Below are 26921 nucleotides of genomic sequence, written 5' to 3' on the forward strand. Positions count from 1 at the left end.
TTACGGCAGTCCCCAGGCCGGACCCGGTTCGCCGGCGGTGACGGGCGCGATGACGAGGTCGGGCCGCGCTCCGGAGTGGACGAGCACCTCGCGGCCCTTGGGCAGGTCGATGGCGAGGGTGCCGCCGCCCAGGTCGCGAGTGCGGGCCGGGGTGCCGTCGTCGAGCAGCACGGTGAGGGTGCCGGTGAGGCCGTGCCGGAGCTTGAGCGGCTCGCCCGCCAGGCTCTTGATCCGGATGAACCGGGTGGTCCCCTTCTTGCGGACGGCGCTGACCAGGAAGGCGCCCTGGGTGCGGAAGTCGTGCAGGGTGACGTCCGCCCATGCGGTCGGGACGGCCGGGAAGACGCGGATCACGCCGCCCCAGCTCTGGCAGAACATGTCGTGCAGGGACTGCGAGGCGGACAGCGGCGTCTCGATGACCGGACCGGCCTCGGTGTAGTGGGTGTTGGCCTGGCAGGGGTAGCGGGTGGAGGTGTCGAAGAACTTCCGTAAGTAGCCGATCGCCGTGTCACCGTCGCCCGTCATCGCGTACATCGAGGCGGCGCCGGTGTAGCTGTAGCCGCGGTGGGCGCCGGTCAGCGCGTGCCAGTGCTCCACGGACCTGGTGATCAGGTCGCGGCTCTCGGGCTGGTCCCAGTTGACGAGGTACAGCGGGTACACCATCAGCAGGTGCGAGTAGTGCCGGTGGGACCGCTCGTACGGCGTGCCGGCGCCGATCATGAAGCCGTTGTCGTCGACCGGGTAGGGCGTGAGCTTGGCCAGCACCTCCCGCCAGCGCGGGGCCAGGTCGTCGTCGATGCCGAGGAGTTCGGCGGACTCTATGAGCGTCTGGCAGGCCCAGCGGATCAGGGCCAGGTCGTAGTTGGTGTCCTGCGGCGGTACGACGGGGTATTCGGGCGAGAGCGTGCTCGGCAGGTGGAGCTTGCCGTCGCTGCCCGGGGTGAGGAAGTGCAGGTAGTAGTTGACGGCCCGGCGCAGGACGGGGAAGACCGTGTCGCGCAGGAGTCCCTTGTCCATGGAGTGCCGGTAGGACAGCCACACGTTGTGCAGCGCCCAGGTGAGGTTGCCGGCCTCGGTGCCGCTGCCGGGCCTACCCACTCCCCGGTTGGCGAACATGTCGGAGCTGCGGCCGACGCCCGAGCTGTCGGCTCGGTAGGCGGTGGGCACGTTCGCGATGAGCTGTTCCTGGTTCTGGCGCAGGGTGGTGGCGAGCGCGTCGAGTTCCAGGTGGTTGGAGCCGTGGATGAGCCAGTACTCCAGCTGGACGTTGAGGTTCCACCAGACCGCGGGCCAGGGGGTGGGCTCCAGCCACGGGCCGGAGGTGGCCATGACGGGGCCGCCGGCCCGGCTGGCCGAGGCGACCTTGTAGAGCTGGATCCAGTGGAAGCTCTGGAGCCGCTGGTCGGGGAACGAGACGAAGCTCTTCTTGTAGAAGGCGTGCCACCAGCGGAGGTGCCGTCGCCGGAGGGTGCCGTACGACCCGGCGCGCCGCAGGTTGCGCAGGGAGTCGGCCTCGGCCGCCGTGGTGGAGGGGGCGCTGTGCCCGACGCTGAGCAGCAGGTCGTCGCCGTCGCGCCGGTAGGCGGTGGCGGTCTGGGCTCCGGTGAGGGGCTGGAGCACCTGCTCGGTGCCGTCGGCGGCGGTCTTCGTGGTCCAGGGCGGGTTGGGGATGTAGTCGGCGGGCGGGGCCTCCTGGATCTTCCGGGGGCTGATGGCCTCCTCGGGGTGGAAGGTCCAGACGGCGCGCTCGCCGCCGGAGGCCCGCACCCGGACGGCGAGTACCTCGTCGTGGATGAGGGCGGAGAGGGTGAGCCTGCCCGCGGTGGTGGTGACGGTGCCGGTGAGTTCGGCGTTCCACAGGCTCAGCCGCCAGTCGACGGCGGTGATGGTGCCGGCCGGTTCGAGCGTGAGGTGCCCCACCGGCAGTCGGCAGGTGCCCCAGCCGCTGCCGAACTCGGGGCGGTGGTCCTGCACTCGGCCGTGCTGGACGGTGAAGCGGACCTGGTTGGCGTTCGGCTCCCGGTAGATCATGCTGCCGAGCAGCCCGTCGCCGAGGAACGGGCCCTCGTACCAGCGGGTGGGCAGCCTGGTCCACAGCAGGTCCTGGCCGCGCAGGAACGTCGACCAGGCGCTGTCGGTGGTCATGGTGTCGCGGAGATTCCAGGGGCGTCTGCCGCCGCCGGTGACGGACGGCACCGGCCCCGCGGGCACTTCGGCATGGGCCGTCCCGGGCAGGGCCGCCGCTGCCGCGCCGGAGAGCGCGGTGCCGAGTACGGCTCTGCGGGCCACCTTCGAACGTTGCTCCGGCTGTGAGGTCATCGTGTCCTCCAGACCTGACGGATCATCGATACATCGGGTGTATCGGCGAACCTAAGCAGGGCTCATGCACCTGTCAATGGCCCGGAATGAGTTCACGTGGACGACCCATCCGATGTATCGAGGAGACTCCAGCTCCGTTCACCGGGCCTGAACAGGACGGCTCGGCCGCCCGCTGGCTCCCGTACGCCTTCTTCGCGTTCGTCCTGGTCATCGGCCTGCTGTACGGGGCGGCGCTGAGCTCGGTGGCGTCGCTCGCGCTGTCGACGCTGTTCCCCGCGCTGCCGGTGAGACCACTCGGCCTGGTGATCGCGCTGGCGTCGGCCGGGATCGTGTACGTGGGCCGGTACACGCTGTTCGAGCGGGTGATGAGCGGTTTCATGCTGGCCAAGTTCGTCGGCATGGTCGTTCTGGCCGTGGCCACGCTGGTGACCATGGACGACCCGTCCGGACTGGTGTCCTCGCTGCGGCCGCGGCTGCCGGAGGGCGACGTGATCACCGTGCTGGCGCTGGTCGGCGGGGTGGGCGGCACGGCCGGAGTGGCCTCGTACAGCTACTGGGTGCGGGAGAAGCGCTGGCGGCACGCGAGCTGGCTGCCCGTCATGCGGGCCGACACGGCGATGAGCTACACGGTCACGTTCCTGTTCGTGGCGTGCACCTCGATCGTGGGCACGGGCCTGCTGTACGGCAGCGGCCGGACGATCACCGGCAACGACGGACTCGCCGCGCTGGCCGAACCGCTCGGCGCGGACCTGGGGTCGGGGGCCCGGGTGCTGTTCCTGGGCACCTTCTTCCTCGTGACCTTGAGCGCCCTGGTCGGCGGCTTCAACGCCCTGTGCTACCTGCTGGCCGACTCGCTGCGCACCCTGCGCGGAGTGCCGGACGACGAGGCCGAGCGGCACATGGGCCAGCGCAGCCTCCCGTTCCGCCTGTTCGTCCTCTACTGCGCGGCAACGTCCGTGGCGGTGACCTTCGCCGGGAAGCCGGTCCCCCTGCTGCTCACCTACGCCGCCGTGGGCTCCCTCGTCCTGCCGCTGCTGTCCGGGGCGCTGCTGGTCCTTCTCAACCGGCGCGGCCTTCAGCCGCCGTATCGCAACAAGACCCTTTCGAACGTGCTGCTGTCGGGCTCCTTCGTCCTGTTCGGGGTGCTCGCCGTCGTGCAGCTCGAGGAAACCCTGGGAGGACTGTGAACCCCGCCGACCTGTGCTTCAGCACCGCGACCGAGCTCGCCGCGGCCCTGCGGCGCCGTGAGATCTCCGCCCGTGAGGTCGTCACCGCCCATCTCGAACGGATCGACCGGGTGAACCCGTCGGTGAACGCGATCGTCACCCTGGTCGCCGAACGGGCGCTCGAAGCGGCGGCCGAGGCGGACGAACGGGCCGTGTCACAGGCCGCGTTGGGGCCGCTGCACGGGCTGCCCGTCGCGCACAAGGACCTCCACGACACCGCGGGCATCCGCACGACGTACGGCTCCCCCGTCCTCGCCGACCACGTCCCGGCCCGGGACCACCTGGTCGTCGAGCGTCTCAAGCGGGCCGGGGCCATCACGCTCGGCAAGACCAACGTGCCCGAGCTCGGCATGGGTTCGCACACCGTCAACCCCGTCTTCGGCGCGACCCGCAACCCCTACGACCTCTCGCGCAGCGCGGGCGGCAGCAGCGGCGGAGCAGGGGCCGCACTCGCCTGCGGCATGCAGCCGATCGCCGACGGCAGTGACACCGGCGGCTCGCTGCGCAACCCGGCGTCCTTCAACAACGTGGTGGGTCTGCGCCCCTCCCCCGGCCGGGTACCGTCCTGGCCCGACAAGGCACCGTGGGGGCAACTGTCGGTCAAGGGCCCGATGGCGCGGACCGTGGAGGATGTCGCCCTGACGCTGTCGGTGCTGGCCGGGCCGGATCCGCGCAGCCCGCTCGCCCTGGAGACGCCGGGTTCCCTCTTCGCCGGCCGGCTCGACGCCGACGTCCGCGGATGGCGGGTCGCCTGGTCGCCCGACCTCGGCGGGAGCGTGCCCGTCGACCCGGAGGTCCGGGACGTGGTGCGCGGCGCGGTGGAGGTCTTCGCCGCGCTGGGCTGCGAGGTCGAGGAGACCTGCCCCGACCTGTCCGACGCCGACGAGGCGTACCTCGTCCAGCGCGCCTGGCAGATGGAGCTCGCCTACGGGCCCCTGTTGGACGAGCACCGGCACCGCATGGCGCCGGACGTCGTCTGGAACATCGAGGAGGGCCGCAAGCTCACCGGCCCGGACCTGGGCCGCGCCCAGCTGCTCCAGGCCGCGCTGTTCCACCGGGTCCGCGAGTTCTTCGCCACCTACGACATCTTGCTGCTGCCGGTGAGTCAGGTCGCGCCCTTCGACGTCCGCCTCCCTCACCCGGCCTCGGTGGACGGCGTCGCCATGGAGACGTATCTGGACTGGATGCGCTCCGCCGGCCTGATCACGATGACCGGCTGCCCGGCGCTGTCGGTCCCGGCCGGCTTCACCCCGGCCGGGCTGCCGGTCGGGCTCCAGGTGGTGGGGCCGCACCGGGGGGACGCGGCCGTGCTGAGGGCGGGGTACGCGTTCGAGCAGGCGACGCGGTTCGGGGAACGGCGGCCGGACGTCGCGGTGAGCACGGCCATGGTGGAAGGCGGTCGGTCATGAGTCCGCGCAGTGTCGTTGTCGTGGGTGCGGGCATGGCCGGGCTGGCGACGGCCTGGTTCCTCCAGGAGGCCGGTGTCGAGGTCACCGTGGTCGACCGGCGGGGCGTGGCGGCCGGCGCGTCGTGGGGCAACGCGGGCTGGCTGTCCCCCGCGCTGACCGTGCCCCTGCCCGAACCGGCCGCCCTGAAGCTGGGGTTGCGCAGCCTGCTCTCCCCCGCCTCCCCGCTCTACATCCCGCCCCGGCCGGATCCGCGGCTGGCCCGCTTCCTGCTGGCGTTCACCCGGAACTGCACCCATCAGCGCTGGCAGGTGGCCATGGCGGCACTCACCGCGCTGAACCGCGGGGCGCTCTCCGCGTACGACGATCTGGCCCGGGGCGGGATCGCCGAGCCGACGCGCACGGGCGAGCCGTGCCTGATCGCCTTCACCTCCGCGGCCGGCCGGGCCCCGCTCGTGGCGGAGCTGGACGCGGTGCGCGCGGCGGGGCAGGAGGTCGACTACGACCTGCTGACGGGCACCGAGGCGCGCGAGTCGGAGCCCGCGCTGTCGTCGCGCGTCGACGCGGCCGTACGACTGCACGGCCAGCGTCACCTCGACCCCGGGGCGTTCGTCGGAGCGCTGGCCGACGCGGTCCGCGACCGGGGCGGGAAGATCGTCACCGGCCTGGAGGTCACCCGTGTACGGGATCTGGGCACTGAGGTCGTCGCCCTCGCCCGGGACGGCACGTCCGTGCGGGCCGACGCGGCCGTCCTGGCCCCCGGAGCCTGGCTCGGCCGGCTGGCCGCGCCCTTCGGTGTGCGCACTCCGGTGCAGTCCGGACGCGGCTACAGCTTCTCCCTGCCTCCGGCCGGGCTGCCCGCCCGGCCCACGTACTTCGCCGAGCGGCGAGTGGTCTGCACACCGCTCGGGGACCGGGTGCGGGTGGCGGGAATGATGGAGTTCACCGCACCGGACCGCCCTGCGGACCCCCGCCGTATCGCGGCCATCGTCAACTCCGTCCGGGATCTGCTGCCTTCCGCGGACCTCACCCACCGAACCGACGAGTGGGCCGGCCCCCGCCCGTGCACGGCGGACGGCCTGCCCCTGGTCGGCCCGACCCGCTCGCCCCGGGTCCGCGTCTGCGGCGGCCACGGCATGTGGGGCATCGCCCTGGGCCCTCTCAGCGGCAAGCTGCTGGCGGAGTCGATCGTCACGGGCCGTGGGGCCGCCGAGTTGACGGCGCTGCATCCGCTGCGGTGACGCACGGTCAGTGGCTGCCCCGGTGTACGTGTGCTTCGGCGAGGAGGAGGTAGCTCGCGGCGGTCCAGGTGTAGGCGCGGTCGCGCAGACCCGTGCCGGTGAGGGCGTCGAAGTTCTCGGCGAAGCCGTGGGTCTCGCACAGGGCGCGGAAGCGGGCGCTGATGTCGTCGGCGAGCCGGTGGTGGCCGGCGCGGCGCAGGCCGTCCTCGATGAGGACGGTGGCGGGGGCCCAGACGGGGCCGCGCCAGTAGCCGTCGGAGAGGTAGTGCGGTGAGGTGGGCAGTTCGGTGGCGAGGCCGTACGGGGTCAGATGGGCCTTGATGTGGTCGGCCAGCGCGCTGCCGACCTCGCCGGGCAGGTGCTCGCCCAGCACGATGGGCATCAGGTCGAGGAGGCTGGAGCTGCTCCAGGTGTCCCCGGTGGCGGCTCCCCGGGCGACGAACCGTTCGCCGGTCCAGAGCTCGTCCAGCAGCGCCGATTGGATCTCGCGGGCCGTGCGCGTCCACCGGCTCGCTTCGTCCGGCATCTCCAACTCCGTCGCCATCGCGGCGAGTTCATGGAGTTGGAGGACGAGGAAAGCGGCCAGGTCGGCGGTGACGACCACCCGTTCGGGGTCGAAGGTGGTGGCGTTGTCCCAGCCGCTGTCGTTGCCGTGCTGGTAGTGGGGCAGAGCGGCGCCGGGTGCGCGCCGGGCGGTGAGCCAGAAGTGCGTCCAGCGTTCCAGCCGGTCGTACGTTCCGGCGAGTTCCGCCCGGCTGGGAGGCACCGGCAGCCGTCGGCGCAGACGGCCCGACGCCCAGCCGTGGATGGGCGGTTTGACGAAGTTGTGGAGGACCTCGGAGTGGGTGACAGAGTCGGGCAGGGCTCCGCTGCCGTCCTGGTGGTCGAAGGGCAGGGCGAACTGGTCCGTGGCCAGTTCGGGACAGCCCTGGGCCAGGGCCAGCGCGTTGAAACAGTGGTCCCAGCTCCAGACCTTGTCCATCCAGTGCTTGGACATGAGGACGGCGGGCCGGGAGACGAGTCCGGTCGGGCGTACGGTCGCCGACCAGAGGACGTAGGCGGCGAGTTCGGCGGCCGGGGTGGCGGACGAGCGCCAGGGGGCCACCGCCTCGACGAAGTCCGCGAAGGCTCCGCATGCCGACGCCGCGATCTCGCCGAAGGCGGCCGAGGACACGTACGGCGGGCGAGCGGTGTCGACCTCCTCGACGGCGATCTCCCACCCGCCGTCCGCCGCCGCGGTCAGGGCGAGGCCGCGGTCGCCGCTGCCCAGGGCCTGGGCTCCGGCGGTCTGGGCGATACGGCCGGACAGGAGGGTGACGCGGTAGCGGCGCCCCGTCTCGTACGACGTGAACACGTGCGCGTCCGCCGCCGGGTCGTGGAAGAAGTACGTCCCGCTGAACGGCGTCAGGACCTGCGCGGCCGCGAAGACTGCGATGTCCAGGCCGCTGCCCCGCAGGCGTACGGTGTCCGGCGACTCGTAGGCGAGGTCGATACGCCCGGCCGGGCCGACCCAGCTGAGCAGTCCCGGTGTCGCCTCGACACGGGCCCCGGCGCGCTCCCCGGTCGCCGGGTCCAGGGGGACGAGGCGGAGGACGGCGTGCATGCCGTTCTGGTGCGAGACGAGGTGGAGGTCCTCGGCGTACGTCTTCTCCGCCACCACGGGTGAGATGCCGAACCAGGATCCGAACGTGCTGAACGGGATGTCGTGGACGGAGAAGGCGGGTCCGGACGACGGGGCGGCGGTCATGGAGGCGTGACTCGTTTCTCGAGCAGGGATCGTCGGCAGAAGGGAAGGTCCGCGGGAGGTCAGTCCTTGACGGCTCCGGCGGTCACGCCGGCGGCGACGTAGCGCTGAGCGAGGACGAGGATGACCGCGGCGGGCAGTGAGGCCACGACGGCGGTGGCCATGATGGCGTTCCACTCCTGGTTGTTGTTGCCGATGTACTGGTAGATGCCGAGGGTGATCGGCTGGTGGGCGCCGCCGCTGGCGAGGGTGCTGGCGAAGACGAAGTCGGACCACGACCACAGGAACGCGAACAGGGACACCGTGACGACGGCGTTGCGGCTCATCGGCAGCACGATGGACCGGAAGGTGCGCAGGGCCCCGGCCCCGTCGGTCTTCGCGGCCTGGAGCAGTTCGCCGGGGATGCCAGACATGAACGCGGTGAAGATGAGGACGGCGAAGGGGACGGCCAGGGTGGAGTCGGCGACGATCAGGCCGGGGACGGACTGGAGCAGGCCGAGCTGGAGGTAGATGGCGTAGAAGCCCATCGCCATGATGATGCCGGGGATCATCTGCGCGACCAGGAAGAGGAAGCCGAGCAGACCGCCGCCGCGCGGGCGGAGTTTGGCCAGGGCGTAGCCGGCGGGCGCGGCGAGGGCCACGGTCAGTACGACGGTGCCCAGGCCGATGACGAGGCTGGTGCCGAGGTAGGGCAACTGCTGGTCGAGGACGGCCCGGTAGCCCTCCAGGGTGGCGTCGGCCGGGAACAGGTCCGGGGGCGACTTGCGCATGTCCTGGTCGCGGGTGAAGGACACATTCAGCATCCAGTAGACCGGGAAGAGCATGATTCCGGTCAGCAGCAGACCGGTGGCCGTCTTCCACCACGTGCGGCTGGGGCTTCGGTTCATGACAGCGCCTGCTTTCGCTGGACCCGGATGTAGACGAGGCCGAACACCAGGGCGGCGACGACGAGCAGGTTGCCGACGGCCGCTCCGGGGCCGAAGGCGGGCAGGAGGTTGCCGAAGCCGAGCTGGTAGGACCAGGTGGCGAAGGTGGTGGACGAGTCGGCGGGGCCGCCCTTGGTCATGATCCAGATGATGTCGAAGACCTTGAGCGTGTAGACGAGGCCCAGCAGCAGGGTGATCGCGGATACGGGGCGCAGCAGCGGGAAGGTGATGCGCCAGAAGCGCTGCCAGGCGTTCGCCCCGTCCAGTGCCGCGGCCTCGTACAGGCTGGCGGGGATGGACTGGAGGCCGCTGTGGAGCACGACCAGGTTGAAGGGGACGCCGATCCAGATGTTGGCGATGATCACCGAGGTCAGTGACCAGGACGGTGAGGTGAGCCAGTTCACCGGGCCGATGCCGAGCGCGTGCAGGGCGGCGTTGACGATGCCGGAGTCGCTGTTGAGCATCCACGACCAGGTGGAGGCCGACACGATCAGCGGCAGGAGCCACGGCACCAGGAACAGGGCCCGCAGGGTCGCCGAGAGTCGGAAGTGCTGGTGGAAGAAGACCGCCAGCGCCAGGCCGATGGCGTACTGGAGGACCAGGCACACGGCGGTGAAGACCACGGTGTGGAGCAGGGCCGGGGCGAAGGTCGGGTCGTCGAGGATCTTCCCGTAGTTCTCCAGGCCCGTGAACGGTGCGTCGCCCTGGACGAAGGAGCGGACGGTGTAGTTCCGCAGACTGAGGTCGATGTTGCGGTAGAGCGGATAGGCGTAGAAGAGGACGAGGTAGAGGGTCACCGGGGTGAGGAAGGCCCAGGCGGCCCACTGCTGGGATGCCGGCCGGCGTCGTGTCGCGGCACGGGCCGGGGGCGGGGCGGGTACCGCCGCCGTCCCGGTCGGTGTGCGCACGGTCCGGTGGTCCGGCGGATGTGCCGTCTGCTTCATCGGACCCATGTCACTTGACCGCGGCCTGCGCCGACGTCAGCGCGTCCTCGGGCGACCTGGACCCGCTGAGGGCGGACTGGACGGCCTTCCACAACTGCTCGGAGATCTTCGGGTACTTGGTGCCGAGGTCGTCGCTGGTGCGTCCCCTGGCCGCCTTGACCGCGTCGACCCAGGCCTTCAGGTCGGCGTTCGCCGCCACCTGCTTGTTCTGGACCTCGGTGGTGGGAGCGACGTAGGACAGGGTGGTGTCGGTGTCGTACAGGTTCTGGGTGCTGGTCAGGCAGGTCGCCAGCTTCTGGGAGGTGGTGTAGCGGCCGGTGTCGTCCTGCACCGGGAGGGTGACGAACTCGCCGCCGGTCGGGGCGGCGGCGTTGCCTCCGTCGGAGCCCGGGATCGGCAGGACGCCGTACTCGAAGCCCGCCTTCTCGGCGTTGGCGAGCTGCCAGGTGCCGTTCTCGGCGAACGCGTAGTCCCCGCCGGCGAACTCCTGCCAGCTGGTCGTCTGGGTGTTGTTGATGACCGAGTTGGGGGCGTAACCCTTCTTCAGCCAGTCCTGCCACAGCGACAGCGCGGAGACGGCCTTGTCCGAGTCGAGTTCGGTGAGCTGGGCGCCGGAGCCCCAGAACCAGGGCAGGAACTGGAAGCTGCCCTCCTCCGTACCGATCGCGGAGAAGGTGATGCCCTTCTTGCCGGCCTTCTCGACCTTCGCGAGGGCCGCCGTCAGCGACTTCCAGTCCTTGACCGAGGCGATGTCCACCCCGGCCTCCTTCAGCACCTCCTTGTTGTAGTAGAGGGCGAGGGTGTTGGCGCCGATCGGCGTGCCGTACGTCTTGCCGCCCGACTGACCCGCCGCGAGCAGGTTGGGGTCGACCTTGGAGGTGTCGAGCTTGTTGTCGTCGGTCGTCGTGAGCACGCCCGCCTCGGCCAGGGTCGAGACGACGGGGTTGTCGACGATGAGGACGTCCGGGGAGTTGCCCTGCTGGGCCGCGAGCAGCGTCTTGTTGGCCAGATCGCTGGTGTCGAAACCGGTCCGCTTGATCTTCACGCCGGCCTGGGTGCCGCACTTGTCCAGCAGCTTCGTCCAGGCCGAGCCCTTGGCGAACTGCGGGTACGGGTCCCAGACCGTGTAGGTGCCGCTGTCGGCGTCCTTGGCGTCGGTGCTGCCCGCGCCGGAGGAGCAGGCGGTGCCGACGACGGCGACGACGGTCGACAGGGCCACGGTGGCGAGGAGCCGTCTCGAGGAGCTGTGCATGGCGGGTCCTTCGTTCTCGGCATACGGGTGCCGTGGGAGAGGTGACGAGGGGTGTGCGGGTACGCCGAACGGCGGTGGCGTACCTGGTGAAGTGAGAAGGGTCCGGGGGGTTCGAGGGTCAGGCGTTCGGGGTCAGGCGGAGTGCGTACCGCCGGCGGGCCCGGTACTCGCCCGCAGGGAGATGGGTGGCGCGAGAAGGTGGTGCCGAGGCGGCGCGCCGGGGTGGTCGAGCCGTTCGATGAGCAGGTCGACGGCGCGACGGCCCATCTCCTCGGCCGGTACGTCCGCCGCGGTGAGCTGCGGGGTCACCGTCTCCGCCCACCGGCCGGCCACGACTCCGGTGACGGAGAAGTCGCGCGGTACGTGTCGGCCCGCTTGGGCGAGCCCTCGGTACAGGCCGCCCAGCGCGGCCTCGTTCAGCGTGACCAGGCCCGTGGTCGCCGGGTCGTCGTGCAGGATCCGCTCCAGGCACGCCTGGCCGGACGCGGCGTCGTCCCCGCAGCAGTATGTGCGCACGGTCAGCCCGCGCTCGGCCGCTGCCTTGGTGAACCCGTCCAGGCCCCGGTGCGCGGACTCGTATCCCGCCCTCAGGAGCTGCTCCGGCCGGTTGACGAAGGCGACCCGGCGGTGGCCGAGGTCGGCGAGATGGTGGACGCACGCCGCCGCCAGTGCGGTGTGGTCCAGGCCGACCCACCAGCCGCTCTCCGGATGCGCGGTGCGGCCGATGGCCACGGAGGGGAAGTCCAGGGCGGCCAGGTGATCGACCCGGTCGTCCTCCAGTCTGATCTCCATCAGGATCGCGCCGTCGACCCGCCGCTCCCCCAGCAGCCGCTGGAACGAGCGGTCGCTGTCCACGCCGCTCGGGGACAGCAGCACGTCGTAGTCGTGGGCCGCGGCGGCTTCGACGACACTGCCGATGAAGTCCAGCTGCATGCCGGTGTAGTGGTTCCCGGCGGGCGGGAAGACCAGGCCGATCGTGCTGGTCCGGCCGTTGGCCAGGGCACGGGCGCTGGCGTTGGGCCGGTAGCCCAGCTCGTCGATGACGTCCTGGATCTTCCGGCGTGTCTCGTCCGACACCGGGCGCTTGCCGCTCAGCGCGTACGACACGGTGCTCCGCGAGACACCGGCCCGCCGGGCGATCTCACCGATGTTCACGGGGGAACTCCTTGCGTGGGCTGTCGAACCGACGCTTGTCGAACCGGTTCGCGTGAAGTGAAGCTAGGAACTCCCCGGACGCCTGTCAACACCCCGCGCAGTACTTCTTGCGCTGCGGCAGGGGTATTGCTGGGCGATTTCACCGGTGCTAACTTCCTGCGAACCGGTTCGACGGGCGGCCGTCTCTGTGTACCGCAAGGGATGACGGACGGATCACAGCCCACCTCCACTCGACGAATCGAACCGGTTCGACTCCTACAGCGTCCGAGCAATACGGAAACCACGGAGACCTCAGTGCGACGAAGCAGAACGACGGTGGCCACAGCCGCGGTGACGGCCGCCCTCGCCACCCTCCTGGTAGGCCCTTCCACGGGAACCGCCGGGGCGGCGGAGCGGGAACGGCTCGTCATCGACCTCGCCACCGACACCGGTGCCTTCCACGGCGGAGCGAGCGGCTCGCTGTACGGCGTGTACGGCGACGGCGTGCCGAGCCGCAACCTCATCGAGGGCATGCACCTGCGCACGGTGTCAACGAAGGCGCAGGACGGTCCGCAGCACCCGGGAGCGGACGCGCTGGAGATGCTGCCGCCCTTCGTGGACTCGGGCGGCAAGGACGTCTACATCTACATGACCGACATCTACCGCGGCTTCCCGTACCAGTGGCCGGGCGCGGACGGTCCGGCGCGGCTCGCCGACTTCAAGCAGAAGATCAAGAAGCAGGTCCAGCAGGTCCTGACCATGGGCGAGTACAAGGACAACGTCGTCTACGTGCCCTTCAACGAGCCCGAAGGGAACATGTTCGGGACCGGCGAGTGGAGCTACAACAAGGTCTCCTGGCTGAAGGACCCCCGGCACTACTTCGCGGCCTGGAAGGAGGTCTACCACCTCATCAAGGGCCTCGACCCGGACGCCCGCATCGCCGGCCCCAACACCAGCGTCCTCTACAGCCAGGTCAAGGACTTCCTCCAGTACGCCAAGGCCAACGACGTGGTGCCGGACGTGATGACCTGGCACGAGCTGTCGTCGCCCGCCGCGGTCCGCACGAACGTGGCGAAGTACCGGCAGATGGAGAAGGACGTGGGGGTCGGCCCGCTGCCGATCAACGTGAACGAGTACGGGCACAACTACCACCTGTCCGTGCCCGGCCAGGTCGTCCAGTGGGTCTCCGCCATCGAGGAGTCCAAGATCGACGCCGACCTGGCGTACTGGAACATCGACGGCAACCTCAACGACTCGGCCGTGGAGGCCAACAAGGGCAACGGCCAGTGGTGGCTGTTCAACGCCTACGGGCAGATGTCGGGCCACACGGTCGAGGTGACCGCCCCGCACCCCAACCAGCAGTACACGCTCCAGGGCGTGGCCACCCTCGACGAGGACAAGAAGCAGTCCCGCGCCCTCTTCGGCGGCAAGAGCGGTGACGCCGACATCGTCTTCGACCACCTCGACCCGAAGCTGTTCGGGAAGACCGTGCGCGCCACCGTCCAGGAGATCCCCTGGACAGGGCAGGTCGGCGACTCCGCCCAGCCGTTGCGGCTCGCGGACCAGGAGCTGACGGTCGGCGCGGACGGCTCGGTGACACTGCCGATGACGGGCATGAACGAGATGTCCGCCTACCAGGTCATCCTCTCCCCCGGCGGCAACGGCGGTGAGCCTGCCGCGCCTTCGGTGAGCTGGCGCCGGACGTACGAGGCGGAGAACGCCACCTACACCGGCAAGGGCTACTCCAGGAACGGCCCCGAGGGCACGCCCTCCGACGTCGGCAAGTTCGCCACGTCGGGCGCCTACAACGTGGGCGGTCTGCGCACCGGCTCCGACGGGGTCCTCGCCTTCGACGTCGAGGTCCCGCGGGACGGCACGTACGACCTGAGCGTCTTCGCCAACTCCTACAACCTGTACGACCTGGTGAAGGAGCAGGGCCCGACCAACGTCTTCCTGCGTGTCGACGGCAAGGACCCGCAGGAACTGCGGCTGCCGCTGGGCTACAAGTGGGTGGTGTGGGGCCACACCGACACGACGGTGAAGCTGACGGCGGGCAAGCACCGGATCACCCTGGCCGCGCAGGACCCCGACCTCGGGGTCACCAAGGGTGACGCGATCATCGACAAGGTCGATCTGTCCCTGCGCGACGAGAAGGTGACCGCCCCGGCGATCTACGAGGCCGAGTACGCCACGCTCACCGGTACCGGGCCGCGCTACACGGACCGCAGTGCCTCGGGGCCGGGCGCGGTTCCGCTGCCGAAGGGCGCCTCCGCGGCCTTCTGGGTGCACTCCCCCACCGACGGTGAATCGACCGTGTCGGTCGACCACTTGGGCGGCGGCCGCGCGAGCCTGGCGCTCAACGGCGAGAAGCTCGACCTGCCGAAGACCGGTGGTGCCAAGAAGGGCACGGACACGGTCCGGATGTTCCTGTCCGGCGGCATCAACAAGATCACCGTGACCGGCACGGCAGGCGAACTCGTCCTCGACCGGCTGCGGGTCGCCCCGTCGAAGGGCACCCTGGTGCCCACCGTCCAGCAGGCGGAGGACGGCAGGCTCACCGGGGCGGCGAAGGTCACCGACGCCTACACCTTCGCCACGAACGGCAAGGCCGTCACCGGCATCGGCGACGGAAAGGCCAACGCCCTCACCGTCGACGTGGTGGCCGCCAGGGCCGGGCGGCACGCGCTGACCATCCGCTACTCCAACGCCGAGCAGGCACCGGCCACCCACTACAACCCCGACCCGATCGCCCGCCACGCCGACCTCTCCGTCAACGGCGGACCGGCGCACCGGGTGCTGTTCCCGACCACCTTCCACTTCAACAACTTCTGGGACCTGACCGTCCCGGTCACTCTCAAGAAGGGCACGAACCGGCTCGCCTTCACGGCGGAGGAGCTGCCGGACTTCGACGGCGACACGTACAACCAGTACGACCAGCGGTCCCCGTACGCACCGGTGATCGACCGGATCGCCGTCACGCCGATGGCGGCGAAGTAGCCGCTGGTCAACGCGAGGCGCCGATCCGGAAACCCGGTCGGCGCCTCGCCGCCGTGAGAGGAACTGCTGAGTTCCACCACCCCGTGGTCGGCGGTCTCACCGTCACCTGGGAAGCCCTGGCCATCACCGCCGAGCCAGGCCTCACTCTCACCATCTAACCCGCCGAACCCGGTTCGCCCTCCGCGGAGAACGTGAACCTGCTCGCACCTGGGCCGCCACTCAGGAGGCGGACTCCGCCACGCGGTAGGCGGACCGGCCGGTGCGTCAGCTCCTCTTGTCGGGCGCCGGTGCGGTGGGGCCTCCCGGGCCGGCGCGGAGCATCGCCCGGTAGAGGGCGTCGTGCTCGGGCGGGTCGGGCAGGGGGCCGCGGGCCGGGGCCTGAAGCGACTGGATCATCAGGGCGACGACGCGCCGCCAGGCGTCGGGGGCGGCGTCGCCGGTGGCGTTGACGACACCGGCGTTGGCCATGTGGATCAGGACCAGATCCGAGGGGTCGAAGTCCTCGCGCAGCCGGCCTGCCGCCTTGGCGCGGTCGATCAGCCGCACCATGGCCTCGTACGCCTCGTCGCGGCGCCGCTCCAGGGCCTTGGCGGTGGGGAAGGTCATGGTCAGGACGTCGGCGAAGCCGGAGTCGGCGGCCTGCATCGCGCACGCGGTCTCGATGTAGCCGACGAAACCGTTCCAGGGATCCGGGTCGTCCAGAGCGGCCGCCACCGCGTCGGCGTAAGCGTCCATGCGGTCGGAGAAGACGGCGTCGACCAGCTCCTCCTTCGTCGGGAAGCGGCGGAACATGGTGGCGATCCCGACGCCTGCCTCGCGGGCCACGGACGCCATGGAGGCGTTCAGGCCGTCGCGCGCGAACACCCTGCGCGCGGCGGCGATGATCCGCTCCCGGTTGCGCTCGGCGTCCTTGCGCAGCGGCTGGGCGGCGGGGCCGTCGGAATGCTGGGCGCCAGGACTCATACCGGCCACCCTAGCAATCGGATCACCCTATCCGGTTCCCCGGTCAGGTCATGGTCGGAACCTCCGGCAGAGGTGCCTGACCAGTGAGGTTCTCCGGACGCAGGATCGTGTCCAGTTGCTCGGCGGTGAGCAGACCCGCTTCCGTGGCCAGGTCCTTGATGCCGCGGCCCGTGTCGAGGGCGCGGCGGGCCAGGGCGGTGGAGGCGGCGTAGCCGATGTGCGGGGCGAGTGCGGTGACCAGGCCGATGGAGCGGTGGACCGTGTCGTGGAGATGCTCGCGGTTGGCGGTGATGCCGGGGACGCAGCGGGTGGCGAGGGTGTCGCAGGCCGCGCGCAGATGGGCCAGGGAGCGCAACAGGCTGTAGGCGATGACCGGTTCGAAGGCGTTGAGCTGGAGCTGCCCGGCTTCGGCGGCCATGGTGACGGTCAGGTCGTTGCCGATGACCTCGAAAGCGACCTGGTTGACGACCTCGGGGATCACCGGGTTGACCTTGCCCGGCATGATCGACGAGCCCGCCTGGACCGGCGGCAGGTTGATCTCACCGAGTCCGGCGATGGGCCCGGAGGACATCAGTCGCAGGTCGTTGCAGGTCTTGGAGAGTTTCACCGCTACGCGCTTGAGGACGCCGGAGAGCTGGACGAATGCGCCGCAGTCCTGGGTGGCTTCGATGAAGTCGCCCGCGGGCCGGACGGATTCGCCGCTGATGTCGGCGAGGTGGCGGCAGGCGAGTTCGGCGTAGCGGGGGTGGCCGTTGATGCGGGTGCCGATCGCGGTGCCGCCGAGGTTGGACTCCAGCAGCAGGGCGGCGGCCTCGGTGAGACGTTGCCGGTCCTCCTCGATCATGACGGCGTAGGTGGTGAATTCCTGACCGAGGGTCATGGGGACGGCGTCCTGGAGCTGGGTGCGGCCCATCTTCAGGACGTCGCCGAACTCCGTCGCCTTGGTGGTGAAGGCCGCGGCCAGCGCCCGCAGGGAGTCGCCGAGCCGGCGCAGTGAGGCGACCAGCGCCAGACGTACGGCGGTGGGATAGACGTCGTTGGTGCTCTGGCCGAGGTTGACGTGGTCGAGCGGGTGGATCGCGCCGTAGCGGCCGCGGGGGCGGCCGAGGATCTCCAGGGCCCGGTTGGCGATGACCTCGTTGGCGTTCATGTTCGTCGACGTGCCGGCCCCACCCTGGACGGGGTCGACGACGAACTGGTCGTGCAGCCGTCCGGCGCCGATCTCCTCGCAAGCCCTGATGATCGCCCCGGCGACGTCCGGGGGCAGTAGGCCCAGGTCGCGGTTGGCCTGCGCGGCCGCCTGCTTGACCGCTGCCAGCGAGGTGATCCGTTCGGGGAGACCGGGCGATGGTCGACCCGGTGATCGCGAAGTTCTCCACCGCCCGCACCGTGTGCACGCCGTAGTAGGCGTCGACCGGGACCTCCTTGTCCCCCACCAGGTCGTGTTCCACGCGTGAGCCCTGCGCCATCTGCGCCTCCTCGTCGGGCGCCGACTCGGGCCGGCGCCGCCGGTGCGAGGCCCCTTGACAGGCCACCGCCTCGGAGCCCAGTCTTACCGCCCAATACGCAGAGCGCAATATATTGGAGCAGTAGGAGGCTTCCATGAGCACATCGCAATCCACTCCCACCAGCACAGACGGCCCCAAAATCCGGCCCTCGGGGCTGCTGCGGCGCTGCCTGAAGATGCCGATCGGGGTCCAGTCGATCATCGCGGTCGGACTCGGAGCCCTGATCGGATCACTCGCCCCGTCGGCCGGCGAGCAGATGAAGATCCTCGGGGAGGTGTTCCTGAACCTGGTGCAGGTCGTGGTCCTGCCGCTGGTCTTCCCGCTCATCGTGCTGGGCATCGCCCGCATGGAGTCGGTCAAGAAGGTCGGCCGGATCGCCGGCAAGGCCATCCTCTACTTCGAGATCGTCACCACGGTCATCCTGCTGATCGCGGTGGGACTGGCCAAGTTCACGGGCATCGGCAAGGGCGCCCCCGTCCAGGAGGCCGACGCCAAGGACCTGGACGGTATGAGCCAGGGCATCGACTTCCACGAGCTGGTCCTGCACGCCGTGCCGAAGAACATCTTCGCCGCGTTCGGCGAGGGCAACCTGCTCGGCGCGATCGTCTTCGCCCTCCTCGTCGGCGTCGCCATGGCCGCGATCGGGGAGAAGTCCGAGCCCTTCGCCTCCGTCTTGGAGTCCGTCGCCTCGGTGATGTTCAAGGTCGTCGGCTACGTCATCCGCGTCGCCCCGCTGGGCGTGCTCGGCTTCATCTCCTACGACGTCGCCCACTACGGCTTCGGCAATCTCCGCAGCCTGCTGGGGTTCATCGCCGTGGTCTACACGGGCCTGGCCATCGTCGTCGGCGTGCTCTTCCCGCTCATCGCCGCGATCTACCGCATCCGCTACGTCGAGTTGCTGAAGTCGATCGCCGGGCTGGCCGGGATCGCCTTCGTCACCCGCAGTTCCGAATCGGTACTGGCCCCGCTGATGGGCAAGCTGGAGGCGTTCGGTCTCAGCCGGTCGACGACCTCGTTCGTCGTTCCGCTCGGCTACTCCTTCAACACCGACGGCTCCGTCCTCTACCAGGCCGCCGCGCTGGTCTTCCTCGCCAACGCCTACGGCGCCGACACGTCCCTGCCCGCCCTGCTCCTGATGGTCGGCGTGCTGGTGATCCTCTCCAAGGGCATGGCCGGTGTCGCCTCCGCCTCCATCGTCGTCCTCATCGCCGCCGGCAACTCCGTCGGGCTTCCCGCTGAGGGAATCGCCCTGCTCCTGGGCGTCGACTTCATCGTCGGCATGGCCCGCACCGGCGTGAACGTCATCGGCAACTCGCTCGCCGCCGCCGTCGTCGACAGCTCCGAGAAGCGGCGTGAGGCGAAACGCGGCGGGCCTGAGACCCCCGGGATCCCGGCCGAGGCCGAGGCCCCGGCCCTCCAGAAGGAACCCGCGCAGTGACCACCTCCACCTCGGAGATCATCGGCATCCTGGGCGGCATGGGCCCGGCGGCCACCGCCGACTTCTACGCCAAGCTGGTGTCGATGACTCCGGGCAGCAGCGACCAGGACCACCTCCGTACGGTCATCTGGTCGGACCCCACCATCCCCGACCGCACCGACGCCCTGCTGGGTGACGGACCCGATCCCACGCCCTGGCTCCTCGACGGCAGCCGTGTCCTGCGCGAGGCCGGCGCCACGGTCATCGCCATTCCCTGCAACACCGCGCACGCCTTCGTGCCGCGCATCGCCGACCACGTCGGCCTGCCCATCGTCCACATGATCGGCGAGGTGGCCCAGCACCTCGCCACCGTGAGCCCCCGCATCCACACCGCCGGACTGCTCGCCACCACCGGCACCCTTCGCGCGGGCCTGTACCAGGACTGGCTGGGCCGCTTCGGGATCCGCCTCCTGCTGCCCGACGCCGACAGCCAGGACCGCGAGGTGATGGCCGGCATCCGTGCGGTGAAGGCCGGTGGCCGGGACGGCGCGACCGCGCTCCTGGAACGCGCCGCGCGGCGCCTGACCGGACAGGGCGCCCAGGCGGTGATCGCGGGCTGCACCGAGATTCCCCTCGGCCTGCCCGCCGGCGCCGTGGACGTCCCCCTCGTCGACCCGGCGCTCGTGCTGGCCCGGGCCCTCGTGCGCCGGGCCGGGCGCGGGAGCGCGGCCGGGGAGGCGGCCTAGATCGATGTACTGTACGCAGTATGTCACTCGACAGCCCGGTCTCCCGCCGTCTCCTCAGCGACGAGGTCTTCCACCGCCTGCGCGACTCCATCGTGCGCGGGGAACTCGCCCCCGGGGAGAAGGTCAAGGACAGTGAGCTCGCCGAGCGCCTCGGGCTCAGCCGCACCCCGGTGCGCGAGGCGCTCGCCCGGCTCGCCGACAGCGGCCTGGTCGAGGCGAAGCCCGGCGTCTACACGCGCGTCACCACCCTCAACCGCCGCGACGTCGAGAAGACCCTCGCCGTGCTGCGCTCCCTCGACCAGCTCGCCGTGGAGACGGCCGTGCCGGTCATGACCGAGCAGGACCTGCGGCTGATGCGCGAGGCCAACCGGGACTTCGAGCGGGCCGTCGCCGCCAACGACACCGACGCCGCTCTCGCCGCCGACGACCGTTTCCACGCCGTCCCCATCGCGGCGGCGGACAACCCCGTCCTCAGCCGGATCGTCGAGCAGCTCCACCCGCAGATCCACCGCATCCTCTACCGGAAGTTCTCCACCCTCCTCGGCGGCCGCAACACCATCGAGCACCACGACGAACTCGTCACCGTCTGCGCCGGCGGCGACGCCCGTGCCGCCGCCGAACTCTCCGGACACCACTGGTCCGAACTCGGCGGCCACATCAACCGGCTCTTCGACACCAATCAGTTCACGGAAGCCGGGCCCGCCTGACAGGACACAGCCGGCGCCTTCAGCGACGGCCACGCCAGAAGCAGGCCGCCACTCCCCTGACCGGTACGGGGACGCTGAGCACCGCGCTCCTGACGCGCTTCGAGGAGGACGCCGTCGGCAAGGACATCGCGGAGTTCGTCGTCGACCGCTGCCTCGCGGCGGGTTTCCACGGTGTCGTCCTGACATCCAACGCGGCCCCCCACCACCCCATGTGGCACACCGACGGGGAGTGGATGCGGCGGGTGAACGCCCGGATCACTGGCGGCTGACCGGCGACCGGGGCAGAACTCTCAGCCGGGCGGCGGTGACGGGGACAGGTGCTGGTCGGCGGCCCAGGAGGCCAGGATGCGCAGCCGCTCGTGGGTGGGGGATCCCGGCGCGGCCGTCCAGACGGTCAGGTGCTGGTCGGGGTCGGTGTTGGCCGTGAGGGTGTCCCAGTCCAGGACGAGTTCACCGACGACCGGATGGGCGAGGGTCTTGGTGCCCACGGTGCGGGCGGCGACGTGGTGGTCGCCCCACCACCGGGCGAACTGCTGGTCGCGGGTGGACAGTTCACCGACCAGCTCGATCAGGCGCGGATCCTCGGGATACTTCGCGGCCTCCATCCGCAGTTGGGCCACGGAGATCCGGGCGGAGGTCTCCCAGTCGGCGTACAGGGTGCGCATGGCCGGGTCCGTGAAGATGATCCGCGGGTAGTTGCGGTGCTTCTCCGGGACGCGGGAGAAGTCCGTGACCAGGGCGGCGGCCAGCGCGTTCCAGGCCAGGATGTCCCCGCGCCGGCCCTGCACGACGGCCGGGGTGGCGGTCAGGTCGTCCAAAACCCGCTGGAGCTGCGGCTGTACCTTCTGCCGGCCGCGGCGCAGGCTGCGCGTGGTGGTCTTGCCCGCGAGCTGGAAGAGGTAGCCCCGCTCGTCGTCGTCCAGGTGGAGGACCCGGGCGAGGACGTCAAGGACCGGCGCCGACGCCTGCATGCGGCCCTGCTCGAGTCGGGTGTAGTAGTCGGTGCTGATGCTGGCGAGGTGGGCGACTTCCTCGCGGCGCAGGCCGGCCACGCGGCGGGGCCTGCCGCTGTCGGGCAGGCCGACTGTGCGCGGGCTCAGCTCCGAGCGGCGCTTCTTGAGGAATTCTCCCAGCTCATTGAGGGGAACGTTGCCGGTCATGCCTCCCAGAATGACATCGATCGCGCCTCGGGAAAGGGGGAGAATTTACTCCCAGGATGTTTCCTTCCCAGGATGGATTTCTCCGCTTTTCGCGCCTGGACTCGAGTGCGAGCCTCGACCGGGAGCAGCCATGTCCCCCCAACCCGGCTGCGGTACGCAGATCCTCGCAGTGAAGGAAGGCCCACCCATGCGCGGAGCAGTCATCCACGCCCCCGGCGACGTGCGTCTCGAGGAACTCGACCACCCGAAGATCCTCCATCCGACGGACGCCGTCATCCGCACGGTCGCCACCTGTGTGTGCGGCTCGGATCTGTGGCCCTACCGCGGCCTGGAGCCCATGGGCGACCCGCACCCGATGGGACACGAGTACGTCGGCGTCGTCGAGGAGGTCGGCAGCGAGGTCACCTCGGTCGAGCCGGGCCAGTTCGTGGTCGGTTCCTTCGCCACCTCGGACAACACCTGTGCGAACTGCCGGGCCGGCTGGCAGTCCAGTTGTCTGCGCCGCGAGTTCATGAGCACCTGCCAGGCCGAGTACGTCCGCGTCCCCAACGCCCACGGCACCCTCGTCGCCACCGACGGCCACCCGGACGGCGAGTTCGTGCCCAGCCTGCTCGCCGTCTCCGACGTGATGGGCACCGGCTGGTACGCCGCCCTCGCCGCCGAGGTCAGGCCGGGCTCCACGGCCGTCGTCGTCGGTGACGGAGCGGTCGGCCTGTGCGGTGTCATCGCCGCGAAGGAGCTCGGCGCCGAGCGGATCATCGCCATGAGCCGTCACGCGTCCCGGCAGCAGCTGGCCCGGGAGTTCGGCGCCACGGAGATCATCGGCGAGCGCGGCGAAGAAGGCATCGCCCGCGTCAAGGAACTGACGAACGGCATCGGCGCGGATTCGGTACTGGAGTGCGTCGGCACCGCCGAGGCGATGCGGCAGGCCCTGCACTCCGCCCGGCCCGGCGGCAACGTCGGCTTCGTCGGTGTCCCGCACGAGGTGGCCCTCGACGGCGAGGAGCTGTTCTTCTCCCACGTCGGCCTGCGCGGCGGCCCCGCCCCGGTGCGCCGCTACCTGCCCGACCTGATCGACCGCGTACTGTCGGGGCGGATCAACCCGGGCAAGGTCTTCGACCTCACCCTGCCCCTGGAGAAGGTCGCCGAGGGCTACCAGGCGATGGACGAGCGCCGGGCGATCAAGGCCCTGCTCAAGCCCTGACCCGTACAGCGCGTCGCGGGGCCGGGCCTCGCCCGCCCTGCCTCGTACCGCCCCTCGTCGGGCCCCTGCCGCCCCGAACCAGACACTCCACGGCTGGGCCGGGCCCCTGCCGCCCCGTCCCAGACCCCCACCGCGGGGCCGGGCCTCTGCCGCCCGGCCCCGGACGCCCCACGAAGGACCCCTCATGACCACCTTTGCCCTCGTCGGTGCCGGTCCGGGCCTCGGGCTCGCCACCGCCCGTCGCTTCGGAACCGCCGGCCACAGCGTGGCCCTCGTCTCCCGCAACGCCCGGCACCTGGAGGAACTGACCTCCGAGCTCGCCGGTGACGGCATCCGGGCGCGCGGGTTCACAGCCGACGTCCTGGATCCCGCGTCCCTCATCACGGCCCTGGGCACGGCGGCCGACGCCCTCGGACCCGTCGAGATCCTCCAGTACAGCCCCGTGCCCCGCGCCGACTTCATGAAGCCGGTCCTCGACACCGGCGCCGACGATCTCGACGCGCCGCTGTCCTTCTCCGTCAAGGCTCCTGTCACCTGCGTGAACGCCGTCCTGCCCGGGATGCGCGACCTCGGCCGCGGCACCCTGCTGTTCGTCAACGGCGGCACCGCCGCACGCCCCCACCCCGACCGGGCCGGTACCTCGATCGCCTTCGCCGCCGAAAGCGCCTACGCCCGCATGCTGCACGACGCGCTCGCACCGGAGAACATCCACGCCGCCCAGCTGATCATCCCGGGTGCCATCCGCCCCGACGCCGAGCACAGCAGCCCCGCGGTTCTGGCCCGGCGCCTGTACGACATCCACGTCACGCGCGACGGCTTCCGGCACTTCGCCGAGCCGCTGCCCGAGTGACCCCGGGCAGACGTCGTGATCCCGTCCGCCCTCCGTCCCCTCGCCCGCGCGATACCGATCGCCGTGATGCTGACGGTGACCGCATGCACTGACGGCTCGCCTGCGGCCGCCCCCTCCTCCACGTCCTCGCCGTCCTCCCCCGCCGCCGAGCCCCGGCAGACGCCGACGGCCCAGGCGCCCGCCGCACCGCCCGACAGGAACACCGCCATGACCATCCGGCTCACCGTCGACGGCCACGCCGTCGACGCAACCCTGAACGACAGCGCCGCCGCCCGCGACTTCGCCGCCCTGCTCCCCCTCACCCTGGACCTCAGCGACTTCCACGGGAAGGAACGGGTCGCCGACCTGCCCCGCAGGCTGGACACCTCCGGGGCGCCGGACGCGGACGAAGGCAAGGCGGGCGACCTGGCGTACTACGCGCCCTGGGGCAATCTGGCCATCTACTACCGGGACGGCGGCTCCCGCGACGCCGGACTGGTCGTCCTCGGGCACCTCGCCGACGGCGCCACCGAGCGCTTCGCCACCGCCGACCGCGTCACGATCGAAGCCGTCTCATAGGGAGAACACCGCATGAACCCCACCTACGACTTCAGCAGCCAGGTCGCCCTGGTCACCGGTGCCGGCTCCGGCATGGGTTTTGCCACCGCCCGCGCCTTCGCCGAGTCGGGGGCCGCCGTCGCCCTCACGGACGTCGACGAAGCCGCTCTGGACGCAGCCGCGAAGGAACTCGCCGACGCGGGCCACCAGGTCCTCGCCCTCACCTGTGACGTCACCGACGAGGACCAGGTCGCCGCCGCGGTCGACCGCACCGTGGAGACCTTCGGCCGCCTCGACATGGCCTACAACAACGCCGGCATCCAGATCCCGCCCAGTGACGCCGCCGACGAACCCGCCGAGCGCTTCGACCGCGTCAACGCCATCAACCTCCGTGGCGTCTGGGCCTGCATGAAGCACGAACTGCGGCACATGCGTGCCCAGGGCGGCGGCGCCATCGTCAACTGCTCCTCGCTGGGCGGCCTGGTGGGTCTGCCCGGCCGTGCCTCGTACCACGCGTCCAAGCACGGCGTCATCGGCCTGACCACCAGCGCCGCTCTCGAATACGCCCCGCGCGGCATCCGCGTCAACGCCGTCTGCCCCGGCACCATCGACACCCCCATGGTCAGCGACATGATCGCCAAGGGCGAACTCGACCGCGCCGAGGCCGAAGCCAACCAGCCCGTCAACCGGCTCGGCACCGCCGAGGAGATCGCCCAGGCCGTCCTGTGGCTGTGCAGCCCCGGGGCCGGCTTCGTCGTCGGCGTCGCCCTCCCCGTCGACGGCGGCTACGTCGCCCGGTGACGACGGCAGGCGGGGGCAAGCGGTACGCGAGCAGCCCCCGCCGGGGACATCAGCGCAACGCGGAGCTGATCTCGCCGTACGGCGACTCGTACGGTCGGCCGACGGCCACGGCCGACCAGGTCTCATCTCTCTACTGGGACCTGCACACCACACACCGCGACGAGGCCGAGCGGGTCTTTTGGGGGCTGACAGTGCGAGCCCACGAGGGACGGCGACCACCGGACTAGGTCTTTGGTGCCCGGCCCACTCGGCCCGAGGCCCGATTCGCCGCTCCATGACAGCAACTAGCGTCCCACTCATGCGCTTAGGACTACTTGGCACCGGCAACGTCGCCCGAGCACTGGCCCACGGCTGGAGCGCCGCAGGGCACGACGTACTCCTCGGCTCACGCCGACCAGAGGAACGGGCGGGCCTCGGTCTCCCCGTGGCGAGCCTGAAGGACACAGCCGCTCACGCGGAGGTCCTCGTCAACGCCACTCCGGGAACCGTCTCCGTGGAACTCCTGCACTCCATCGGGGCGGCCGCGCTGGCCGGCACCCTGATGATCGATGTCGGGGTCGGTCTCTCCGACGACTTCTCCGAGCTCTCGCACCCCAACAGCAGCCTGGGGGAACAGATCCAGGAAGCCTTCCCCCTGACTCCCGTCGTGAAGACGCTGTGCACCATGGACTCCACGGTGATGGTCGCCCCGGGCGATCTGGACGGCCCGAGCACCGTCTTCCTGTCCGGCGACGACGCCGAAGCCAAACGGACCACGGGCCGTCTGCTCACCGATCTCGGCTGGCCCCCGTCGTCCCAGCTCGACATCGGCGGCATCACCACAGCACGCGGACAGGAGCATTTCGCCCTGCTGTTCATGGGTATCGCGGGCGGACTGGGTTCTCACACGTTCAACATCAACGTCGTCGCCCGCCCTTCTGCCTGACAGGTCGCGGCACCCTCAGTCGTCGCCGACGGCGCGCTCCCCGTCCCCGCCCCCGGCCGGCCCGTCGTCGTCTTCCGGCGCGGGACCCAGCAGGACCTCGATGCCCGCGCGCAGGTACCGCTCCAGCGTGGCGTCGGATGTCGAGACAAGGGCGGGTGGGCGTATCTCCGTTCGCATCAGGCTGGTGCCGAGCATCCAGGCGGCGAGGAGTTCCGCCCTGAGGTCGGCGTCGGGGCCGCCGATGCGGGCGGCCAGGCGGTGGGAGAACATCTCCGTGAAGTCCGCCCGCAGCTGCGCCACCGCCTCGTCCCGGCCGGAGGACCGCAGCACGGAGAGCACCGGGTGCGGGAAGCCGCCCTCCCTCGGCTGTCCCATGAGCAGCGCGCAGAACCAGTCGGGGATCGCCTCGACCGGCTCGTCCAGCAGCGGCTCGAATATCTTGCGGCTGCCCGAAACGTCGTTGAACAGCGCTTCTTTCGAGCCGAAGTAGCGGTAGACGAGGGCGGCGTCCACGCCCACGTCGCCCGCGATGTCGCGCACGCTGGTGCCTTCGTAGCCGTACTTGCCGAAACGGAAGGCCGCGGCGGCCCGCAGTGCCGTGCGCGTCGCCGAGGCCGAGCGTTTGTGGGCGGGCCGGCCTGCCACCGCCTTCGCCGTCTCGCCGTTCTGTACTCCGGTCACGTACCGCACCTCCGTGGTCCACGGCGCTTCCGCCATCCGCCCATGTTCCAGTGTGCGGTGACTGTCTCAAAGTCACCGACCGATGTCATCAATCGTTGACTTACGTTCTCGCCGCATGCGATACCTGACTCAGGTCAACGATTGGTGACTTGAGTCCTCGCACTGCCCGGGCCGTACGACGGAGTCGGCCCGCCCAGGTCCGCCCGCACGACGCGCTCGAGCGTGCCCCGCGC

22 protein-coding genes and 1 pseudogene are annotated in these 26921 nt (G+C 70.7%); 13 read left to right on the plus strand and 10 right to left on the minus strand.

The features are described 5' to 3' along the window. Positions 1 to 2319, minus strand: coding sequence for a glycosyl hydrolase family 95 catalytic domain-containing protein (locus QC385_RS33225; RefSeq protein WP_279545066.1), 2319 nt, complete (start codon positions 2317 to 2319; stop codon positions 1 to 3). Between the two features lie 86 nt (positions 2320 to 2405). Here QC385_RS33225 and QC385_RS33230 point away from each other — a divergent pair, with 86 nt between their 5' ends. Genes QC385_RS33230 through QC385_RS33240 form a run of 3 tightly spaced genes read left to right on the plus strand, consistent with a single transcriptional unit; the run spans position 2406 to position 6192 of the window. Beyond that, the gene (locus tag QC385_RS33230) at positions 2406 to 3506 is read left to right on the plus strand and encodes an Nramp family divalent metal transporter (protein WP_279545067.1); all 1101 of its coding nucleotides are present in this window, start codon (positions 2406 to 2408) and stop codon (positions 3504 to 3506) included. Next, entirely contained in the window at positions 3503 to 4954 is a 1452-nt protein-coding gene (locus QC385_RS33235; RefSeq protein WP_279545068.1) for an amidase, read from the plus strand. The genes QC385_RS33230 and QC385_RS33235 overlap by 4 nt, the downstream gene beginning before the upstream one ends. Next, on the plus strand, positions 4951 to 6192 hold the full coding sequence (locus tag QC385_RS33240) for an NAD(P)/FAD-dependent oxidoreductase (protein ID WP_279545069.1): 1242 nt from the start codon (positions 4951 to 4953) through the stop codon (positions 6190 to 6192). The genes QC385_RS33235 and QC385_RS33240 overlap by 4 nt, the downstream gene beginning before the upstream one ends. A gap of 7 nt (positions 6193 to 6199) precedes the next feature. Here QC385_RS33240 and QC385_RS33245 read toward each other — a convergent pair whose 3' ends face one another. The 5 genes from QC385_RS33245 to QC385_RS33265 all read right to left on the minus strand — a co-directional run bounded on the left by QC385_RS33245 (position 6200) and on the right by QC385_RS33265 (position 12213). Then, a complete protein-coding gene (locus QC385_RS33245) occupies positions 6200 to 7939 on the minus strand; it encodes an amylo-alpha-1,6-glucosidase (RefSeq protein ID WP_279545070.1) in 1740 nt (579 codons plus the stop codon). 59 nt (positions 7940 to 7998) lie between these two features. Continuing rightward, the gene (locus tag QC385_RS33250; protein ID WP_150478704.1) at positions 7999 to 8823 is read right to left on the minus strand and encodes a carbohydrate ABC transporter permease; all 825 of its coding nucleotides are present in this window, start codon (positions 8821 to 8823) and stop codon (positions 7999 to 8001) included. After that, on the minus strand, positions 8820 to 9806 hold the full coding sequence (locus QC385_RS33255) for a carbohydrate ABC transporter permease (protein ID WP_279545071.1): 987 nt from the start codon (positions 9804 to 9806) through the stop codon (positions 8820 to 8822). Before QC385_RS33255 ends, QC385_RS33250 begins: the two co-directional genes overlap by 4 nt. A gap of 10 nt (positions 9807 to 9816) precedes the next feature. Then, the gene (locus QC385_RS33260; protein WP_279545072.1) at positions 9817 to 11058 is read right to left on the minus strand and encodes a sugar ABC transporter substrate-binding protein; all 1242 of its coding nucleotides are present in this window, start codon (positions 11056 to 11058) and stop codon (positions 9817 to 9819) included. Positions 11059 to 11190: 132 nt separating this feature from the next. After that, positions 11191 to 12213 (minus strand): LacI family DNA-binding transcriptional regulator, encoded by a 1023-nt coding sequence (locus QC385_RS33265; protein ID WP_279545073.1) that lies wholly within the window; start codon positions 12211 to 12213, stop codon positions 11191 to 11193. A gap of 201 nt (positions 12214 to 12414) precedes the next feature. Here QC385_RS33265 and QC385_RS33270 point away from each other — a divergent pair, with 201 nt between their 5' ends. Next, complete coding sequence (locus QC385_RS33270) at positions 12415 to 15189, plus strand: cellulosome protein (protein ID WP_443033055.1); 2775 nt, start codon at positions 12415 to 12417, stop codon at positions 15187 to 15189. A gap of 264 nt (positions 15190 to 15453) precedes the next feature. Here the strand turns inward: QC385_RS33270 and QC385_RS33275 are convergent, their stop codons facing one another. Beyond that, on the minus strand, positions 15454 to 16152 hold the full coding sequence (locus QC385_RS33275) for a TetR/AcrR family transcriptional regulator (RefSeq protein ID WP_279545075.1): 699 nt from the start codon (positions 16150 to 16152) through the stop codon (positions 15454 to 15456). 43 nt (positions 16153 to 16195) lie between these two features. Continuing rightward, positions 16196 to 17621: pseudogene (locus tag QC385_RS33280) on the minus strand (aspartate ammonia-lyase). A gap of 133 nt (positions 17622 to 17754) precedes the next feature. Here QC385_RS33280 and QC385_RS33285 point away from each other — a divergent pair. From QC385_RS33285 to QC385_RS33295, 3 genes are read left to right on the plus strand one after another with little or no spacing between them, the layout of a single operon-like run. Continuing rightward, on the plus strand, positions 17755 to 19098 hold the full coding sequence (locus QC385_RS33285) for a dicarboxylate/amino acid:cation symporter (protein ID WP_279545076.1): 1344 nt from the start codon (positions 17755 to 17757) through the stop codon (positions 19096 to 19098). Further along, the gene (locus tag QC385_RS33290) at positions 19095 to 19823 is read left to right on the plus strand and encodes an aspartate/glutamate racemase family protein (protein ID WP_279545077.1); all 729 of its coding nucleotides are present in this window, start codon (positions 19095 to 19097) and stop codon (positions 19821 to 19823) included. Before QC385_RS33285 ends, QC385_RS33290 begins: the two co-directional genes overlap by 4 nt. A 20-nt stretch (positions 19824 to 19843) precedes the next feature. Then, a complete protein-coding gene (locus QC385_RS33295; protein WP_279545078.1) occupies positions 19844 to 20530 on the plus strand; it encodes a GntR family transcriptional regulator in 687 nt (228 codons plus the stop codon). A 290-nt stretch (positions 20531 to 20820) separates the two neighbouring features. On the opposite strand, the gene QC385_RS33300 is transcribed toward QC385_RS33295, so the two are convergent. Further along, a complete protein-coding gene (locus QC385_RS33300; protein WP_279545079.1) occupies positions 20821 to 21690 on the minus strand; it encodes a helix-turn-helix domain-containing protein in 870 nt (289 codons plus the stop codon). A 187-nt stretch (positions 21691 to 21877) separates the two neighbouring features. Here QC385_RS33300 and QC385_RS33305 point away from each other — a divergent pair, with 187 nt between their 5' ends. The 6 genes from QC385_RS33305 (at position 21878) to QC385_RS33330 (ending at position 26007) form a co-directional block, all read left to right on the plus strand. After that, on the plus strand, positions 21878 to 22894 hold the full coding sequence (locus QC385_RS33305) for a zinc-dependent alcohol dehydrogenase family protein (RefSeq protein ID WP_279545080.1): 1017 nt from the start codon (positions 21878 to 21880) through the stop codon (positions 22892 to 22894). 184 nt (positions 22895 to 23078) lie between these two features. Beyond that, a complete protein-coding gene (locus tag QC385_RS33310) occupies positions 23079 to 23744 on the plus strand; it encodes an SDR family NAD(P)-dependent oxidoreductase (RefSeq protein WP_279545081.1) in 666 nt (221 codons plus the stop codon). Positions 23745 to 23810: 66 nt separating this feature from the next. Continuing rightward, positions 23811 to 24302, plus strand: coding sequence for a cyclophilin-like fold protein (locus QC385_RS33315; RefSeq protein WP_279545100.1), 492 nt, complete (start codon positions 23811 to 23813; stop codon positions 24300 to 24302). Between the two features lie 12 nt (positions 24303 to 24314). Next, entirely contained in the window at positions 24315 to 25082 is a 768-nt protein-coding gene (locus QC385_RS33320; RefSeq protein WP_279545082.1) for an SDR family NAD(P)-dependent oxidoreductase, read from the plus strand. Then, positions 25079 to 25309 (plus strand): hypothetical protein, encoded by a 231-nt coding sequence (locus tag QC385_RS33325; protein WP_279545083.1) that lies wholly within the window; start codon positions 25079 to 25081, stop codon positions 25307 to 25309. The genes QC385_RS33320 and QC385_RS33325 overlap by 4 nt, the downstream gene beginning before the upstream one ends. A gap of 71 nt (positions 25310 to 25380) precedes the next feature. Beyond that, positions 25381 to 26007 carry an NADPH-dependent F420 reductase gene (locus tag QC385_RS33330; RefSeq protein ID WP_279545084.1) on the plus strand — a complete coding sequence of 209 codons (627 nt, stop codon included), beginning with the start codon at positions 25381 to 25383 and terminating at the stop codon, positions 26005 to 26007. 15 nt (positions 26008 to 26022) lie between these two features. Here QC385_RS33330 and QC385_RS33335 read toward each other — a convergent pair whose 3' ends face one another. Further along, positions 26023 to 26724, minus strand: coding sequence for a TetR/AcrR family transcriptional regulator (locus QC385_RS33335; protein ID WP_279545085.1), 702 nt, complete (start codon positions 26722 to 26724; stop codon positions 26023 to 26025). Positions 26725 to 26921 lie beyond the last annotated feature (197 nt).

It is taken from the genome of Streptomyces sp. DH10 (assembly GCF_029813805.1).
Lineage (GTDB): Bacteria > Actinomycetota > Actinomycetes > Streptomycetales > Streptomycetaceae > Streptomyces > Streptomyces coeruleofuscus.